The 17,748-nt window shown below is 36.5% G+C and carries 14 protein-coding genes; 5 read left to right on the forward strand and 9 right to left on the reverse strand.

The features are described 5' to 3' along the window. Nucleotide 1 precedes the first annotated feature (1 nt). The 6 genes from DSM03_RS10765 to DSM03_RS10790 all read right to left on the reverse strand — a co-directional run bounded on the left by DSM03_RS10765 (nucleotide 2) and on the right by DSM03_RS10790 (nucleotide 7,325). Complete coding sequence (locus tag DSM03_RS10765; RefSeq protein ID WP_128763161.1) at nucleotides 2-1,255, reverse strand: dihydroorotase; 1,254 nt, start codon at nucleotides 1,253-1,255, stop codon at nucleotides 2-4. Continuing rightward, nucleotides 1,252-3,171: a vWA domain-containing protein gene (locus tag DSM03_RS10770; RefSeq protein WP_161568060.1), complete on the reverse strand. Its 1,920-nt coding sequence runs from the start codon at nucleotides 3,169-3,171 to the stop codon at nucleotides 1,252-1,254. The genes DSM03_RS10765 and DSM03_RS10770 overlap by 4 nt, the downstream gene beginning before the upstream one ends. A 74-nt stretch (nucleotides 3,172-3,245) precedes the next feature. Then, nucleotides 3,246-4,493 (reverse strand): sensor histidine kinase, encoded by a 1,248-nt coding sequence (locus tag DSM03_RS10775; protein WP_128760718.1) that lies wholly within the window; start codon nucleotides 4,491-4,493, stop codon nucleotides 3,246-3,248. 40 nt (nucleotides 4,494-4,533) lie between these two features. Beyond that, on the reverse strand, nucleotides 4,534-5,745 hold the full coding sequence (locus DSM03_RS10780) for a sensor histidine kinase (RefSeq protein ID WP_128763163.1): 1,212 nt from the start codon (nucleotides 5,743-5,745) through the stop codon (nucleotides 4,534-4,536). Nucleotides 5,746-5,890: 145 nt separating this feature from the next. Then, the gene (locus DSM03_RS10785) at nucleotides 5,891-6,682 is read right to left on the reverse strand and encodes a TIGR02757 family protein (RefSeq protein WP_128760525.1); all 792 of its coding nucleotides are present in this window, start codon (nucleotides 6,680-6,682) and stop codon (nucleotides 5,891-5,893) included. After that, nucleotides 6,663-7,325, reverse strand: a complete 663-nt coding sequence (locus tag DSM03_RS10790; protein ID WP_128760526.1) for an ABC transporter ATP-binding protein — start codon at nucleotides 7,323-7,325, stop codon at nucleotides 6,663-6,665. The genes DSM03_RS10785 and DSM03_RS10790 overlap by 20 nt, the downstream gene beginning before the upstream one ends. 310 nt (nucleotides 7,326-7,635) lie before the next feature. Between DSM03_RS10790 and msrA the strand changes: the two genes are divergently transcribed. The 3 genes from msrA (at nucleotide 7,636) to DSM03_RS10805 (ending at nucleotide 9,222) form a co-directional block, all read left to right on the forward strand. Then, complete coding sequence (gene msrA / locus DSM03_RS10795) at nucleotides 7,636-8,187, forward strand: peptide-methionine (S)-S-oxide reductase MsrA (RefSeq protein ID WP_128760527.1); 552 nt, start codon at nucleotides 7,636-7,638, stop codon at nucleotides 8,185-8,187. A gap of 10 nt (nucleotides 8,188-8,197) precedes the next feature. Beyond that, nucleotides 8,198-8,797, forward strand: coding sequence for a GTP cyclohydrolase I FolE (gene folE, locus DSM03_RS10800; RefSeq protein ID WP_128760528.1), 600 nt, complete (start codon nucleotides 8,198-8,200; stop codon nucleotides 8,795-8,797). Between the two features lie 116 nt (nucleotides 8,798-8,913). Next, a complete protein-coding gene (locus tag DSM03_RS10805; protein ID WP_128760529.1) occupies nucleotides 8,914-9,222 on the forward strand; it encodes a hypothetical protein in 309 nt (102 codons plus the stop codon). A 31-nt stretch (nucleotides 9,223-9,253) separates the two neighbouring features. On the opposite strand, the gene DSM03_RS10810 is transcribed toward DSM03_RS10805, so the two are convergent. Continuing rightward, entirely contained in the window at nucleotides 9,254-9,700 is a 447-nt protein-coding gene (locus DSM03_RS10810) for an STAS/SEC14 domain-containing protein (protein WP_128760530.1), read from the reverse strand. Nucleotides 9,701-9,733: 33 nt separating this feature from the next. Then, the gene (locus DSM03_RS10815; protein ID WP_128760531.1) at nucleotides 9,734-12,280 is read right to left on the reverse strand and encodes an ATP-dependent Clp protease ATP-binding subunit; all 2,547 of its coding nucleotides are present in this window, start codon (nucleotides 12,278-12,280) and stop codon (nucleotides 9,734-9,736) included. Nucleotides 12,281-12,529: 249 nt separating this feature from the next. Here DSM03_RS10815 and gyrA point away from each other — a divergent pair, with 249 nt between their 5' ends. Both gyrA and DSM03_RS10825 read left to right on the forward strand, forming a co-directional pair. After that, nucleotides 12,530-15,070: a DNA gyrase subunit A gene (gyrA, locus tag DSM03_RS10820; RefSeq protein WP_128760532.1), complete on the forward strand. Its 2,541-nt coding sequence runs from the start codon at nucleotides 12,530-12,532 to the stop codon at nucleotides 15,068-15,070. A 28-nt stretch (nucleotides 15,071-15,098) separates the two neighbouring features. Continuing rightward, nucleotides 15,099-16,364 carry a tetratricopeptide repeat protein gene (locus DSM03_RS10825; RefSeq protein WP_128760533.1) on the forward strand — a complete coding sequence of 422 codons (1,266 nt, stop codon included), beginning with the start codon at nucleotides 15,099-15,101 and terminating at the stop codon, nucleotides 16,362-16,364. A gap of 85 nt (nucleotides 16,365-16,449) precedes the next feature. Here DSM03_RS10825 and DSM03_RS10830 read toward each other — a convergent pair whose 3' ends face one another. Then, a complete protein-coding gene (locus DSM03_RS10830) occupies nucleotides 16,450-17,748 on the reverse strand; it encodes an amidohydrolase family protein (protein WP_128760534.1) in 1,299 nt (432 codons plus the stop codon).

The following is a 17,748-nucleotide window of genomic DNA, read 5'->3' on the forward strand; positions in this document are numbered from 1 at the left end:
ATTATGAGGTTATAAACTGCTTGTTAGCGATGATTCCATAAACTTTTCCTTTTAGTTTTGCACCTAAGAAAGCTGCATTTTTAGATTTAGAAAGAATCATTTCTTTAGTGAATATGCTGGTTCCTTTTGTAGTAAATAAGCTTAGGTTTGCAGGTTGACCAACTTCAATTTTAGAGGTAGTTTGAGTAAAACGCTTGCGCCCTGCAGTTAATAGTTGCACAGCTTTTTTCTCTGAAACCAATGTTAATAATGCTCCTAAAGTTGCTTCTTGAGCAATTGTACCGAATTTCGCGTGATCGAACTCTAGCTTTTTCTGTTCAATGTCTAGAGGATTGTGATCGCTAGTGACCATATCAATTGTACCGTCTTTAATTCCGGCAACAAGAGCTTTCCTATCCACTTCATTGCGCAGTGGCGGTGTAACTTTAAAGCGAGTGTCAAAGTCTTCTAAAGCGGCGTCTGTAAAAAAGAGATTTGTGATGGCAACGCTACACGTGACATCTAAACCTTTTGCTTTAGCATCTTTGATCAATGAAACACTTTGAGCAGTTGAAATTGTCGGGATGTGTAATTTACCACCTGTATATTCTAAAATATAAAGATCGCGGGCAATTTGTAAATGCTCAGCAAGCGCCGGCATTCCTTTTAAACCAAGTTTGATCGCAGTTTCTCCTTCGTTTGCCATTCCTTTTATGATTAAATCATCTTCCTGTGGAAAAGACAAAACCAGACCATTAAAGCCTTGTGTGTATTGCAAAGCAATTTTAAGCAAATTAGGATTTTTAATGGCGTGCTGATAATCTCCAAAAGCGACCGCACCCGCTTGCTGCATATCGTACAATTCTGCAAGATCTACTCCTTCAGCTTTTTGTGTTAATGCGCCAATTGGATAAAGTTGCACGGCATTATTTGCGGCTTTATTTTCTAGAAATGCAATTGACGAACTCGTATCTGGCACTGGATAAGAATTCGGATTCAAAGCAATTCCTGTAAATCCGCTTTTTGCAGCAACGAGCAGTCCATTTTTTATAGTTTCTCGTTCTTCATACCCCGGTTCTCCTATGCTTACACTGCTATCAAACCAACCTGGTGAAACTGAGAGATTTTCAAAGTTTATGAGATCTTCATTTTTTTTTGCTTCCAGCGTTGAAGCAATCTCGGTAATTATACCTTTTTCAATACGGATATCTACTTGCTTACCGTGGTGCGGATTAGATTCATCCAGTAGCGTTGCCTGAGTGATGCGTGCGTTCATTTAAACTTTTTTAGGATAAGCATTTCTAATGCAAATGCGAGCAGTGCAAAAATAACAAACCATTTGTAAAGAAAATTGAGATTTGTCTCTTGTTCTAATGTATTCAATAAGTCAGGTATATTTGAGTTTTGAGATACACCTTTAATAGGTTCAAGGATAACTTCTTGCAATTTGCTTTCGTTTCGATTATAATTATAAGCAACAGTAGCCAGTGTGTCATTTTTATATTTTAGTGCATACAAACCGGCTCTTTCAATACCTTCTTCTGCTGAAATACTAATTTTATTTCCTTGTTTTTTCTGAAGCGGAATGAATTGCTGGTTGTCTTTTTCAAGAACTACAACCGCATCTTCAGGAATGGCAGTGTTGATATCAAAATTATTCTGTGTACCTAAGGTATAATAAGTTTGTGGAAGCGAAAGTGCTGCTCTCGCAATTTTATCGAAGGTTGGTACAATGAGTTGCCCGTTAATAAAATTGCTATTGGTTATGTTAAGTCCGCCTGTGAAAATATAAAGATTATTATTTTCTGCTAGAAATGGTGCGCCATTCTCTAAGCTTAGAATTGAATTGGTTGTTTCTAAAGGAAAATATGTCTGTATGACGTGAGATTGTAAGTTAGAAGACCTTGCGTTGAAAACATTTTCATACAACGGGTGATCATAATTGATATCTGTAATGCGTTGTGGGAGGTCACTTTTTTCAGAGAATGCAGTGAAGCCGAATGTATTCAGAAGATTCGTGTAAGTACTTGAAGGTACATCTATAGCAGGAATCAATATTAATGATCCGCCTTGTTGTGCGTGAGTTTTGAGAAGATTAGCCAGCGCCTCCGGTACTTTTTGTGTTTCGTTTAAAATAATTAGGTTTTGTTCCGACAACATACCATAGTCCAACTGATTTTCAGAAACAGAGGTGAACTGGTACTCTTCTGATTTGTACAACCTCTTTAAAAAATCGTCGTCAGCATTTGAAATTGCTAAAACCTTCAGTGGATTTGTTTTATTTATACTGAAATAAAAATCATTATCAAAACGTAAATCAGGGTCTACGATACTCAAATTTCCGGCTATTGCCTGATCAGCATCCAACTGAAAATTCACTGAGGCAGTATCCCGTTCTTTAAATTGAACCGAAGCCTTAGCAATTAGTTTTTCCTTATCAAATAATGAAACCGGAAGTTCTGCCTGAGTAGGGAAGGAGCTGCGCAGGAGTACTTTTAGATTATAACGCTCCCCGGTTCGCTCTAATCTTAAGCTGTCTAAAGCATAGTTTTCTAATGTAGTTGATTGTAAGACAACTCTGTGTTGAGAAACTTGATTGGTATCTAAAGCTTGTCGCAAACCAGCATCTTGAAAATCTGAAATGAGGATCAGCTGTTTAGCTGTTGTTTGATCGTTAGAAAAGTAAGTGTTTAACCGTAATAATAAACTTTTGGCATTTGTGGTTTTTGCTGTAAAATCGAGATCTAATAAAAGATTGCGGTCTGTTGCAGGATCAAAATCTTTTATAACATTATCCCAGGTTGCCAAAGTCAGCCGTTCATCCTGAGGCAGGTTTGTTAATAGATCTTGTTTGGCTTCGGTTAACAGATTTCCTTTTTTACCCGTTGCCTGCATACTAAACGAATTATCAATAAAAATAACCGTTTCACGAGGTTTTACTGCTCTTCGCGAGGCAGGGAAAAAAGGTTGAGCAAAAGCCAATATCAAAAAGCCTAAAGCTAAAATACGTGTACATAGAACGAGCCACTTTTTTAATGAGCTGCTTTTGCGCGTGTTTTGAATGATTTTTTCTAGAAAAGCAACGTTAGAAAAAGGTGTCTTTTTAAAGCGTCTTAACTGAAATAAATGAATGAGAATGGGGATAAGCAGTAGAAAAAGCGCGTAAAGAATTTCTGGATTTTTAAACTGCATAAGTAAGCACATTTCGGCTGAACGAAAATACTGGTTTTGATTTTTTAAAGCTTGTGTTTTCCTGCTTTATTTTGTTATTCTGTTAAATCTGAATTCTCTTTCTCTGGACCGCTAATCAATGTTGGGATGTTCTCTTTTCGAGCCGAAAATCTAAAGGTGCTTCCTTCACCCAAGGTAGAAGTAACACTGATTTTTCCGCCCAGATTAGCAACCAGCTTTTTAACAGTAGAAAGACCTATACCGTTACCGCGGTTTCCATTTTTATCTTTTGAAGCTACAATAGAAAACAGATTAAAAATCTCTTCTATTTTCTCTTCAGGAATCCCGATACCGTTATCCATGACTTTAAAATGATAAAAACTCTCATCCTCTTTAAAATCAACAGTAATTACCGGTTCTTCTTTATCATTGTATTTGATGCTGTTACCTAATAAATTAATGAAAATTTGATGTAGCGCAGCACGATTACAATTTATGATGCGATTTGCTTCCGGTAGGATGATCACAGTCTTATAATCGTGATTGAGCATATCTTCAATTTGCTCTAATAAATCGTGAATATCAAATGACTCCCGCTGATCTATTGTTAGATTATCGCTCTCGTAGTGCTGTAAAATTCCATTTATATATTCGCTTAGCGAAAACGAAGAGCTTTTAAGGTAATTGAGATAATCTAATCCCTTCTCGTCTAACAGCTCTTTGTATTTTGTCTTCAACAAATCTGTAGTAGTAATGATATTTGCCAAAGGCATTTTCATATCGTGAGAAACCACACCGGCAAATTCTTTTAGAAGACTATTTTTCTTAAGTAGATTTTTTTGAAGATTTTTGTTTTCAATGTTTTGACGACGCAGTTCAAACAGGCTCACAACCTGACTCGCAAGAGCAATCATAGTGTTGATTTGCTCTTCATTGAGTTCGCGAGGTTCGTGATCAAAAACACATAACGTTCCTAACGCATGACCGCCTCTATCTACGAGCGGTACGCCAGCGTAAAAAATAGCTTTCATATCACCAGTGACTAAAGGATTATCTTTAAACCGATCGTCTAGTCGAGCATCTGGTATTATAAAAATAGGATCTTTAGTTTGTATGGCGTGTGTGCAAAAAGAGATCTCACGAGGCGATTCATTAAAAGGAACCCCATAGTGAGACTTTAAAAAGTTGCGGTTATAATCAAGCATTGTTATCAATGCAATGGGTGTGCCGCAGATGTATGAAGCTATCTGCGTGATATTATCATAACTCTTTTCAGGCAAGGTGCCTACCAGTTTGTATGAGTTAACCGCCTTTTGTCTTTTTTGTTCGTCTATTTGCAACATCACATTAAATGTATGTAAATATAGCAAACAAATATTCAGATTATGCGCTTACTTTTTTTATTGTAAAGTCAAAAGCAGCACCTTCATTTTCTTCACTACTAACACTGATAATCCCGCCTAAAGAATGAACCAAATTACGTACGGTAGAGAGGCCTATACCATTGCCTTTTTTACCTTTATTATCTGTTTCTGAAGCTGTGCTAAAGAGGTCAAAAATACTTTCTATTTTATCTTTCTGAATACCTTTACCGTTATCAGAAACCTGAATGTAATAATATGCATGATCTTCAACACAGTTTATATCTATGATGCCGGTTTCTTTATCGTTATACTTGAGGCTATTTGTGATCAGGTTCAATAAAATCTGATTTAAAGCAGATTTATTGGTTTGTAAATTGATTCCGTTTTCAGGGAGGTTGATGATATAATCTTCGTTGATGTTCAATAAATCTATAATGTCTTCCAAGAGATTGTTTAAATCAAATACCTCAAGATTTTGCACAGGGAGTTCTTCGCTTTCATAGTATGAAAGTAAATTGTCTATATAATCGCTAAGCGAAAATGAAGATTGTTTTAGATAAGAGAGGTAGTTGTTACCCTGCTCGTCAAAACTTGGGGCGTATTTTGCTTTTAAAATATCTGTAGTGAGAATCATATTTGCGAGCGGCATTTTCATATCGTGAGATATCGTGCCCGCAAATTTTCTCAATTGTTCATTTTTCTTCTGAAGTAAGCTTTCTACTTCTCGCAATTGAAGATTGCTTTTTCGCAATTCAAAAAGACTTTCAACTTGAGAAGCCAGATCTTTTAAAGAGTCTATCTGTGATTTTGAGAGGGATTTAGGCTTGTGATCTATGATACACAATGTTCCTATGGCATTTCCCTTTTTAGTAAGTAAAGGAACTCCCGCATAAAATATTACCGGATAATCTGAAGTCAGCAACGGGTTATCTTTAAACCGCTCATCTAATCTAGAATCTGGAATTATTGTTATGTCCTTTGGCTGAAGAATCGCGTGTGCACAAAATGAAATATCACGCTCTGTATCGCAAATATCCCAGCCTGTTTTAGACTTGAACCATTGCTTATCTGAATCTATTAATGAGATCAAAGCGATTGGAACATCACAAATAGCCGAAGCGAGTCTGGTAATGACATCAAAGTTAGGGTCTGCTTCTGTGTGCATCAGCTTCAATTGCTGAAGTTCTAGCAGACGATCTTGTTCATTTGTGGGTTTGGCTGGTAATTGCATGTTTAATTTTAGGGCCTTGATTTATTAGCGTGCTTGGGGGATAGGTACATTTAATAACTTTTTCTAAGTAAAAGTTGTTGTCTTTGTTGAGAATATTTGTCGAGAATAAATGTACTAAATAACATTATGAACACTACTTAGTGATTTAAAATAAATCTTTCTCAAAAGCACTCAAGCCAAAGAGCGCAAAATCATATTTTACAGGATCTTTTAAGTCTAGTTTTCTCAGCTGTGTGTCTAATTCAGCGAGGGCTACAGCATCATTTTGTTTTCGTTTTAAAAGTCCCAGATCCCGAGCAACTCTTCCTGAATGTACATCTAATGGGCAAGATAACGCAGCAGCCGGAATTTGATTCCAAATTCCAAAATCTACTCCTGCGTTATTGGGTCTAACCATCCACCTTAAAAACATGTTGATACGTTTTGCCGCAGATTTTTTTGAAGGGTCACTTACGTGCTTCTGAGTGCGTTGTAAATGCTCTATTTCAAAAAATATCTTTTTAAATTCAGATATAGCTGGTTGTAAAGAGTTTTTTGATCTGTATTTTGAAAAAACCGCTTCTAGTCCCCCGTGGTTCAAATAAAGATTTTTCAAACTTTTTATAAAAGTTATGAGATCAATACCGTTAAAAGTTCGGTGGACAAAATTTTGTAAATGATCTAGCTCTGCTTCAGAATGATTGATTACAAAATCATATGGATTGCCCTCAAGGAGATTTACAAGTTTATTGCCATTCGTAATGATACTTTTACGATTTCCCCAAGCGATTGTAGCAACCAGAAAACCTATAATTTCAATATCTTCTTTTTGAGTAAACTGATGCGGAATCTGAATAGGATCTGTAACTATAAATTTTGGACTTTCATATAATGCCGCTTTTTCATTCAGAAATTCTTTGAGTTGAGTTTTGTTAAGCTTAAGCGATGATTTTGCCATCTACCATAGTTAGTTTGCGATCTGCCATTGCAGCAAGATCTTCATTATGCGTTACAATTACAAAAGTCTGATTGTAGGTGTCGCGTAGTTTAAAAAAGAGTTTGTGTAAATTTTCAGCAGATTCACTATCTAAATTGCCAGAAGGTTCATCGGCTAAAATCAATGCCGGTTCATTGATTAAGGATCGCGCTACAGCAACGCGTTGCTGTTCTCCACCAGATAATTCACCCGGTTTATGGTTAATGCGATGGTCAAGCCCCAAAAAGCCTAATAATTCTTTAGCCTTAGCTTCTGCTTCTGCTTTACTTTTTTTAGCAATAAATGCTGGGATGCATACGTTTTCCAGTGCTGTAAACTCGGGTAGAAGTTGATGAAATTGAAAAATAAAACCAATATTAAGGTTTCTAAATTTACTGAGTTCTTTCTCGGTCAATTTGGTAATTAGCGTATCGTTTATGCTTAGGTTGGTGTTGGGTTTTTTGTCTGCAAGATCCAAAGTGCCTAAGATTTGTAAGAGCGTAGTTTTACCGGCACCACTAGCGCCTACAACAGATATCACTTCGCCATTTTTAATTTCTAAATCAACTCCTTTTAGCACTTCAACAGAACCGTAGGATTTATGAATATTTTCAGCTTTAATCATTGTATTTTTAAAATCAGCTTAAGTTGATATTTGACTTAAATTATATTTAAAATAGTCGTTAGGTATGACTAGCTAATGCATATAATTATCGGCTTTTTCACCGTAAGATAAACTACAAATTACCGACTAGTTTGTAACATTTCTAGCTTAATAAAGATCGGCTTTAATAATGCTTTTCAAAGATAAGACAGCGCGAAAGATTAGAGGGTATGCAGAAGAGTTTTATCATTTTGTTTAACGATTTAATGAAATGTATTAACAAAAGGTTAAACTAACTTTTAAACTAGTATCAGGTTATATATTTGTTATGATGAGTGAGAAATTAGAAAAAGCTACATTTGCTAATGGTTGTTTTTGGTGCACCGAAGCAGTTTTTCAGCGTTTTAAGGGTATTTATAATGTGAAAAGCGGTTATACCGGTGGATTCATAAAAAATCCACCATACCGCGAAGTATGCCAGGGTAGGACCGGCCACGCTGAAGGAATACAATTTGATTACGATCCAAGTATTATATCTTATCAAGAGTTACTTCAGGTATTTTTTACCACACACGATCCTACTACATTAAACCGTCAAGGTAATGATGTGGGTACACAATACAGAAGCGCGATCTTTTACCATACCGAAGAACAAAAGCAAAAAGCTGAGAATTTTATTAAATATCTGGATTCTGAACAGGTTTTTGATTCTAAAATTGTTACAGAGGTGACCAAGGCAGAGGTTTTCTATCCGGCAGAAGAAGAGCACGATTCTTATTATAATAAAAATAAGATGCAGGGTTATTGCCAGTTTATTATAAACCCCAAAGTCAATAAAATAAAACAACTTTATCAAGATAAACTTCAGGAGGTTTATTTATAAAAAATAATTTATGACTCCATACAAACAATTTGAAGAGTACAATATTGAAGTTCAGGAAGATGTAAAAGATTGCTATAAGTCTATTATCGGGGGGCTGGGTGAAGATGTAAAGCGAGAAGGTATTGTGAAAACACCAGAGCGTGCTGCTAAGGCGATGATGTACCTTACAAGCGGTTATGATGTAGATGCGAGTGAGATATTACGCGGAGCAATGTTTAAAGAGGATTATAATGAGATGGTTATCGTCAAGAATATAGAGTTGTATTCTTTATGTGAACATCATTTGTTGCCTTTTTTCGGTAAGGCACATATAGCTTATATTCCTAATGGTCATATTGTGGGACTTAGTAAATTGCCTAGAGTTGTAGATGTTTTTTCCCGAAGATTACAAGTACAGGAGCGTTTAACGCATGATATTTTAGAATGTATAAATACTACTTTAAAACCTCAGGGCGTAGCAGTTGTTATTGAAGCGTCGCATATGTGTATGATGATGCGTGGTGTTCAAAAGCAAAATTCAACAACAACGACATCAGGCTTTAGAGGGCAGTTTGAGCATAATGAAACGCGTAATGAATTTTTAAAGCTTATAGGTTCAGATTTAAGTTAGTTTGGCAGGTTATTTGCTTACCTTTAAATGTCTTATCCTGCTACAAATTATATAGGATGGATAATTGAATATGAGAATGTTCTCTGTATTTCAATACTGTTTAAAAACAACTTTAAATGAAAACATTAAACTATAATTTATTATTAAAAGGTGTTCTTTTTGATCTTATAGGTATGCTGACTATGGCTATACCGGTGGTAGGTCCTTTTTTGGATTTAGCTTGGGCACCCTATGCAGCAAAACAAATGGGACAAATGTATCCTGGTAGAAATGGTAAGATCGCTTCTATCTTAGTATTTATAGAAGAGATCCTTCCATTTACAGATATAATCCCATCATTTACCTTAATGTGGATTTACACATATTTAATAAGCTCGCAACCCGAAAGAAATGAGCGAGTAATTCCTATTCGTATTAATGATTAATAAAAGAAGGATGCTAATTAGCATCCTTTTTTTATTCTCTGTTTAAAATAGTTAATGCCCATTGTTTTGCTTCATTAGTTTCAGTAAAACATTTGAAAGGTTTTTTTATAAACTGAGATTCGATGTGGCTATTTGTAATACCTAATAAACTATTGGTTACTATTGCCATCGCTTTAAAATTTTCAAGTTTTGATAATTCTATATAAACTAACGGATCCACGCTGTAAGACTGTTCTCTTATAGTGATATATGCGAATGGTTTATTGGTAAAATGTTCTAAACAAGCATTGAAAATCTCATTAGCTTTATCAAGGTCAATTTTGATTCCATGATTCATTCTGCCAATGGCTAAAGAGCTTTCAAACGTAATGTATCCAAATTGAAATTGAAGCATAAATACTGTTGAGGTTGAGTATGTGTAATATACCGTAACAATCTGTAATATAGCATTTTGTTTACTATAAAAAAAAGCCGCCATTTGGCGACTTTTTTAATTTAATTTATATTCACTTTAAGATTGAGCTGAATTTTCAGTCTTCTCAATTCTAATTGTCAATTCGTCTTTACCTTCCTCTATGTCCATAAAGATATTATCACCTTCGCTTACTTTAGAGGTTATGATCTCTTCTGCAAGAGCATCTTCAATGTATTTTTGAATAGCTCTCTTAAGAGGTCTTGCACCATATTCTTTATCGAATCCTTTGTCACTAATAAAGTCTTTGGCTTTATCGCTAAGTTCTAGATGATAACCTAGGGTCTCAATACGCTGATAAAGCTTTTTAAGTTCGATATCAATGATTAAGTGAATCTCTTTACGGTCTAATGCATTGAATACAACAACATCATCTACACGATTCAAGAATTCTGGGGCGAAAGCCTTTTTAAGGGCTTGTTGAATTACACCTTTTGCGTTATCATTTGCTTGCTGCTGACGTGCTGCAGTACCAAAACCAACACCCTGACCAAAATCTTTCAATTTACGGGCACCAATGTTTGAGGTCATAATGATAACCGTATTTCTAAAGTCGATTTTTCTACCTAAAGAATCTGTAATATAACCGTCATCAAGAACCTGAAGCAACATATTAAAGACATCTGGATGTGCTTTTTCGATCTCATCTAATAAGATCACAGAGTATGGCTTTCTTCTTACTTTTTCGGTTAACTGACCACCTTCTTCATAACCTACGTATCCCGGAGGAGCACCAATTAAGCGAGAAATGGCAAATTTTTCCATGTATTCACTCATATCAATGCGTACAAGTGAATCTTCGTTATCAAACAATTCAGTTGCTAAAATTTTTGCAAGCTGGGTTTTACCTACACCGGTCTGACCTAAAAAGATAAATGAACCAATCGGTTTATGTGGATCTTTAAGTCCTGCACGGTTACGCTGAATAGCTTTCGCAACTTTCGCAACAGCCTCATCCTGACCGATAACCTTAGATTTAATAGATTTAGGTAACTCAGCAAGTTTATTGCTTTCGGTCTTAGCGATTCTATTAACAGGAATTCCAGACATCATAGAAACAACGTCAGCGACATTATCTTCTGTCACCGTTTCTTTATGTTGCTTAGAATCTTCTTCCCAGTTTTGTTGCGCAACGGCTAACTCTTTTTCAATGTTTTTCTCGTCATCACGTAATTTTGCAGCCTCTTCATATTTCTGCTTTTTAACCACAGAATTTTTACGCTCGCGTACTTCTTCTAGCTGACGCTCAAGATCTAAGATCTTTTTAGGAACATCAATGTTTACAATGTGCACACGAGATCCAGCTTCATCTAAAGCATCAATTGCCTTGTCTGGAAGAAAACGATCTGTAATGTATCTGCTTGTAAGTGTAACACAGGCTTTAATAGCTTCAGGAGTGTACTCAACGTTATGGTGATCTTCATATTTATCCTTGATATTATTAAGGATTTCAATGGTTTCTTCTTCATTAGTAGGCTCAACAATAACCTTTTGAAAACGACGCTCTAAAGCACCATCTTTTTCAATATACTGTCTGTACTCATCAAGCGTAGTAGCACCAATACATTGTATTTCACCACGTGCTAAGGCAGGTTTAAACATATTACTCGCGTCAAGCGAACCTGTAGCCCCACCTGCACCTACAATAGTATGAATTTCATCAATAAAGAGGATGATGTCAGAATTCTTTTCCAATTCATTCATCACCGCTTTCATGCGTTCTTCAAACTGACCGCGGTATTTAGTACCGGCAACAAGACTAGCAAGGTCTAAGGTTACTACGCGCTTATCAAAAAGAATACGTGAAACTTTACGCTTAACAATGCGTAAAGCAAGACCTTCTGCAATTGCAGATTTACCTACACCAGGCTCCCCTATAAGTAGCGGGTTATTCTTTTTACGTCTACTCAAAATTTGAGAAACGCGCTCTATTTCTTTCTCACGGCCTACAACCGGGTCCAGTTTATCTTCTTCAGCCATTGCTGTAAGATCTCGACCAAAATTATCTAATACCGGAGTTTTAGATTTTTTATTCGATTTATTTCCGGGAGCATTAAAAGGATTTTCTTTAGAAGAATCTGCAGTGCCATCGTCTTCACTAAACGATTCACTTTTAATAGGCTCTATATAATCGTCATCACTAGTCATCATAAGCTTAAATTGATCTTTTACATTGTCATAATCCACTTTGAGTTTATTAAGCAACTTGGTCGTTGGGTCGTTCTCGTTGCGTAAAACACAAAGCAAAAGATGCGCTGTGTTAATAGAAGAACTTTGAAAAAGTTTAGCTTCTAAAAAAGTAGTTTTTAAGGCACGTTCTGCCTGTCTGGTGAGATGTAAATTCTTTTTGTCATTGCTGGCCAGGCCAGAACCGGGATTGGCAGGGCTTAGGATCTCAACCTTACGTCTTAAGTGACTCAGGTCTACATCTAAAGCTTGTAAAATCTCGATAGCTTTGCCGCTTCCGTCGCGAAGAAGACCTAACATCAAATGTTCGGTTCCTATAAAATCGTGACCTAACCTTAAAGCTTCTTCTTTACTAAAGGCTATTACATCTTTAACTCTTGGGGAAAAATTATCATCCATAAACGCTCCAATCTTTTTCTTAGATTTTTAAATAGAATAATTCAAAAACCGTTCCGTTCATAACTTTGTAAGTAAATTGACAAAATTACTTTCAAAGACACAATGGAAGTTAAGCATACTTATTAAAAACCAAAATTAATTTTTGTTAATAAAAAGCGGTATGTGGCTAGAGGTGAAATACCGAAAACACACGAGAAAAACGTATATTGCCCCTTACTGTTTAAACCAATTATTTAAAGATAAATACATATGGCTGAAGGAGAGAAGTTAATTCCTATCAACATTGAAGATGAAATGAAATCAGCCTACATTGATTATTCAATGTCGGTCATCGTGTCACGTGCGCTACCAGATGTTCGTGACGGTTTAAAACCTGTACACAGACGTGTTTTGTTTGGAATGCACGAATTAGGTGTTCGTTCGAATACTGCTCATAAAAAGTCAGCAAGAATCGTAGGGGAAGTACTGGGTAAGTATCACCCACACGGGGATACTTCTGTATATGACACTATGGTGCGTATGGCTCAGGAATGGAGTTTACGCTATATGCTTGTAGATGGTCAAGGGAACTTTGGTTCTGTAGATGGTGATAGCCCGGCAGCTATGCGATATACTGAAGCACGTATGCGTAAGATTTCTGAAGAAATGCTAGCGGATATTGATAAGGATACTGTAGATCACACCTTAAACTTTGATGATACCTTAAAAGAGCCTACCGTATTACCAACAAGAATACCCGGACTTTTAGTAAACGGAGCATCTGGTATTGCAGTGGGTATGGCGACAAATATGCCACCTCATAATCTTACTGAAGTTGTAAACGGTATTACCGCATATATCGAAAATAACGATATCGAAATAGACGAGTTGATGCAACACGTTACTGCCCCAGATTTTCCTACCGGTGGAATTATTTACGGGTATGATGGTGTGCGTGAGGCATTTAAGACAGGTCGTGGTCGTGTAGTACTTAGAGCTAAAGCAATTATCGAAGAGGTTAAAGGAAGAGAATGTATCATTGTAAGTGAGATTCCATATCAGGTGAACAAAGCTGATATGATCAAGAAAACCGCTGATCTTGTTAACGATAAGAAGATAGAAGGTATCGCTTCTATACGTGATGAATCTGACCGTAAAGGGATGCGTATTGTATATGTTCTTAAGCGTGATGCGATTCCTAATATTGTGCTTAATACGCTATATAAGTACACCGCCTTACAATCTTCATTTAGTGTAAACAACATCGCTCTTGTAAAAGGTCGTCCACAAATGCTGAATCTTAAAGATATGATTCATCATTTTGTTGAGCATCGTCACGAAGTTGTTGTGAGACGTACAGAGTTTGAGTTGAAGAAAGCTGAAGATCGTGCTCATATTCTAGAAGGGCTCATCATCGCTTCAGATAATATTGATGAGGTAATTGCATTAATACGAGCAAGTAGTAATGCAGAAGAAGCTCGTAATAAATTAATTGAGCGTTTTGAATTGAGTGAAATACAAGCTCGTGCAATCGTAGAGATGCGTTTGAGACAGCTCACCGGTCTTGAGCAAGACAAATTGCGCGAAGAGTATGATGATATTATTAAGCTTATAGAAGATCTTAAAGATATTTTAGCGCGCAAGGAGCGTAGAATGGAAATAATTCAAGAAGAATTAGAAGAAATTAAAGCAAAATATGGTGATGAGCGTCGTACCAGTATAGATGTTGCGGGTGGCGATGTTAGCATCACAGACTTGATTCCTGACGAGAAGGTTGTGCTTACTATTTCGCACGCTGGCTATGTTAAGCGTACTTCTTTAGTTGAGTATAAGACTCAGAATAGAGGAGGAGTTGGTCAAAAGGGATCAACTACCCGTAATGAAGATTTCTTAGAACACCTCTTTGTAGGTACAAACCATCAATATCTTATTTTCTTTACCCAAAAAGGAAAATGTTTCTGGATTCGTGTATTTGAAATACCAGAAGGAAGCAAAACTTCAAAAGGTAGAGCGATTCAAAACCTTATTAATATTGAGCCAGATGATAAGGTAAAAGCATTTATTTGTACAAATGACTTGAAAGATGAGGAGTATATCAACAGTCGTTATGTCATTATGGCAACCAAAAAAGGACAGGTTAAGAAGACTTCTCTGGAGCAATATTCAAGACCACGTACAAATGGTATTAATGCGATAACCATTAAAGAAGGGGATGAATTACTTGCGGCTAAACTTACAACAGGAGATAGCCAGGTGATGCTAGCAGTCAAGTCTGGTAAAGCTATTCGCTTTGAAGAAGAGAAGACTAGACCTATGGGTAGAAACGCATCTGGTGTGCGTGGCATAACTCTTGCAGATGATAATGATGAAGTAATAGGAATGGTGGCTGTGAATGATTCAGAGTCTAATGTTCTTGTTGTTTCAGAAAATGGTTATGGTAAACGTTCTCTTGTTGAAGATTATAGAGTTACAAACCGTGGAGGTAAAGGAGTTAAAACAATTTCTATTACCGAAAAAACCGGAAATCTAGTTGCTATCAATAACGTCACAGATGAAGATGATCTTATGATCATAAACAAATCTGGTATTGCAATTAGAATGGCTGTCTCAGAATTGAGAGTTATGGGACGTGCAACACAAGGTGTACGTTTGATTAATCTTAAGAATGGAGATACCATTGCGGCAGTTACTAAAGTCAAGAAAGATGAAGATGATATCGAAGTTGATGAAGACGGAGAAGTAATTGTAAATGATGCTGAAAAAACAGATAATCCAAGTATTGAAAAACCTTCTTCTGACGAGGAAGAATAATTAAAGTCGAATATAAATTTAACAAATAATGAAAACTAAATCTTTATTGCTGGCGGCACTATCGTTTAGCGCTGTAACTTTTGCGCAGAAAAAAGAGATAAAATCTGCCGAAAAAACAGTCGAGTCTGGTAGTTATGCCGAGGCACAAACTGAGATAAATGGTCTTGAAGGTATGATGGGCCAAATGGATGAAAAGGAAAAAGAATATTACTACTTCGTTAAAGGTAGAGCGTATTTAGGAGGTGAAGAAAATAAAAATGCTGATGATCTCCTCAAAGCTATGGAAGCTTTTTCAAAGGTTAGTGAGTTCAATGATGGTGATAAATATGGTGACGAAGCGATGAACTACAAGCAAACCGCTATGAATGCTGTTATTTCTTCGGCTGTAGACGATCAGAATGCTCAAAAATATGATGCAGCAGCTAATAAACTCTATACATTATATACACTTACGCCTAAGGATACGTCTTACCTTTATTTTGCGGCTTCTAATGCAGTAAACGGTCAGAATTATGATACTGCTTTAGATTATTACAGTAAATTAAAAGACTTAGGGTACACAGGTATCGAGACTAAGTATACTGCTAAGAATAAAGAAAACGGACAAGTAGAGAGTTTTCCATCAGAGCAACAAAGAGATTTATTTGTAAAGTCTGGTTCTCACGAAGATCCTAAAACGGAAGTTACCGAGTCTCGTTCTGGTGAAATCGCTAAGAACATTGCTTTGATTTATATTCAGGAAGGTAAAAACGAAGAAGCTCTAGGAGCAATTAAAGATGCCTTAGCTGAGAATCCTGATGATGATGCTTTATTACGTTCTGCTGCTGATGTTTATCTTAAAATGGGGATGACTGAAGAGTATGAGGCTACTTTAAATAAAGTAATCGCGAAAGACCCCAATAATCCAGGTCTTTATTTCAATCTAGGTGTTGGAGCTGCTGATTCTGGCAACACAGAGAAAGCTTTAGGTTATTACAGAAAAGCTTTAGAGATTGATCCGAATTATGCCGGTGCTAACTTAAATATAGCAGCATTGATGTTAGGTAAAGATAAAGAGATTATTGAGCAAATGAACTCTTTGGGGAATACTAAGGCAGATAATAAAAAGTATGAGGAACTTAAAGCTGAACGTTTAAAACTCTATAATGATGCTGTGCCTTATTTAGAGAAAGCAACTTCTGGTGATAAGCCAAATATCGAAGCTGTACGTACTTTATATAACATTCACGTTCAATTAGGAAATGATGAAGAGGCTAAAGAGTACAAGACTAAATTAGATGCTATGCAAGGCTAAAATTTAGCAAATAGCTTATAAATAAAAAGTCCGATTCAATTTTTTGAATCGGACTTTTTTTATGCTTTAAGTTTTTAAAAAGAATCTATTCTGTTCTTTCATATTTTTCCATATAGCGTTTCCAAAGCTCAGTTTGATGCGATTCAAGACTGATGCTTCTTCCGTTTATAAAAGCGTGAGTTATATTGTTTCCCATCATTTCTAATGCGTTTCCGGTGCTAATAAAAAGAGTAGCATCTTTACCAGCTTCTAAAGTTCCTAGTTTGTCTCCAACTCCCAATATGGTAGCAGCGTTCTTTGTGATAAGTTGCAAGGCATCTTCAAAACTAAGACCATGGGCAGTAGTTTGCCCGGCATAAAACGGAATATTACGGGATTGCCAGTATTCACCGCTATTACCCAAAGCGACTGTTACACCAGCATCAACTAACGTCTTAACCATTTTAAATGAAATATCATAATCATCGTCTTCAGCTTCCGGAAGACTGTGTACACGTGCTAGAATAACAGGTACATCAGCTTTTGCAATTTGATCGGCAACTTTATAAGCGCGGTAGGCGCCTACTAAAACCACTTTCTCTAAATTCATTTCCTTTTTGAATTTTAGTACATCTAAGATTTCTTTTTCAGAATCTACGTGTATGTAAAGGTTTTGTGTTCCGTCTAAGACATCTTGCATAGCCGCAAACGGCAGGTTTTTTATAGATGAATCACCAGATTCGTAAGCGCGGGACTGTACTATAAAATCTTTAAGATCGGTGATGTCAGAGGCGTAATCCTTATTAGGGCTATAGCCTGCATCTTCTCCTAACCACCAGCGACCACGTCTAAAACTGTTTGGCCAGTTGAGGTGAATACCATCACCTCTTTTTACCGCTGCATCTTCCCAATTCCAGGCATCTAGCTGTACAACAGAGGACTCTCCCGAAATAGTTCCGCCCTGGGGCACACTTTGAGCGATAAGCACCCCATTAGGACGCATACTTTCAACAACCTTAGATTCTGCATTATAAGCGATGATCGCTTCTATATGTGGATTGTACTCACCAATCTCATCCTGATCTTCAGTAGCACGCACCGCAGAGATCTCAACAAGTCCTAAGGTTGTATCAGGAGCTATAAATCCAGGGTAAACATGTTGTCCATCAATTTTTATGATCTCGCCTTTTAATGGTCGTTTAGTCATCGTAGCATCATAAACGCCTATGATCTTTCCATCGGTGATAAAAATAAGACTGTTCTGTATCACTTCACCATTACCAATGTGAGCGATACCTCCGGTAAGAGTTATATCTCCACTTTGTTTAGGAGCTGGAGTTTGCTGAGCATGCAGGCTAAAAGCTGCAAATAACAGTAGGATATATAGTTTTTTAATTGTTTTCAT

Origin of the sequence: Leeuwenhoekiella aestuarii (genome assembly GCF_004104055.1) — a bacterium.
GTDB lineage: Bacteria > Bacteroidota > Bacteroidia > Flavobacteriales > Flavobacteriaceae > Leeuwenhoekiella > Leeuwenhoekiella aestuarii.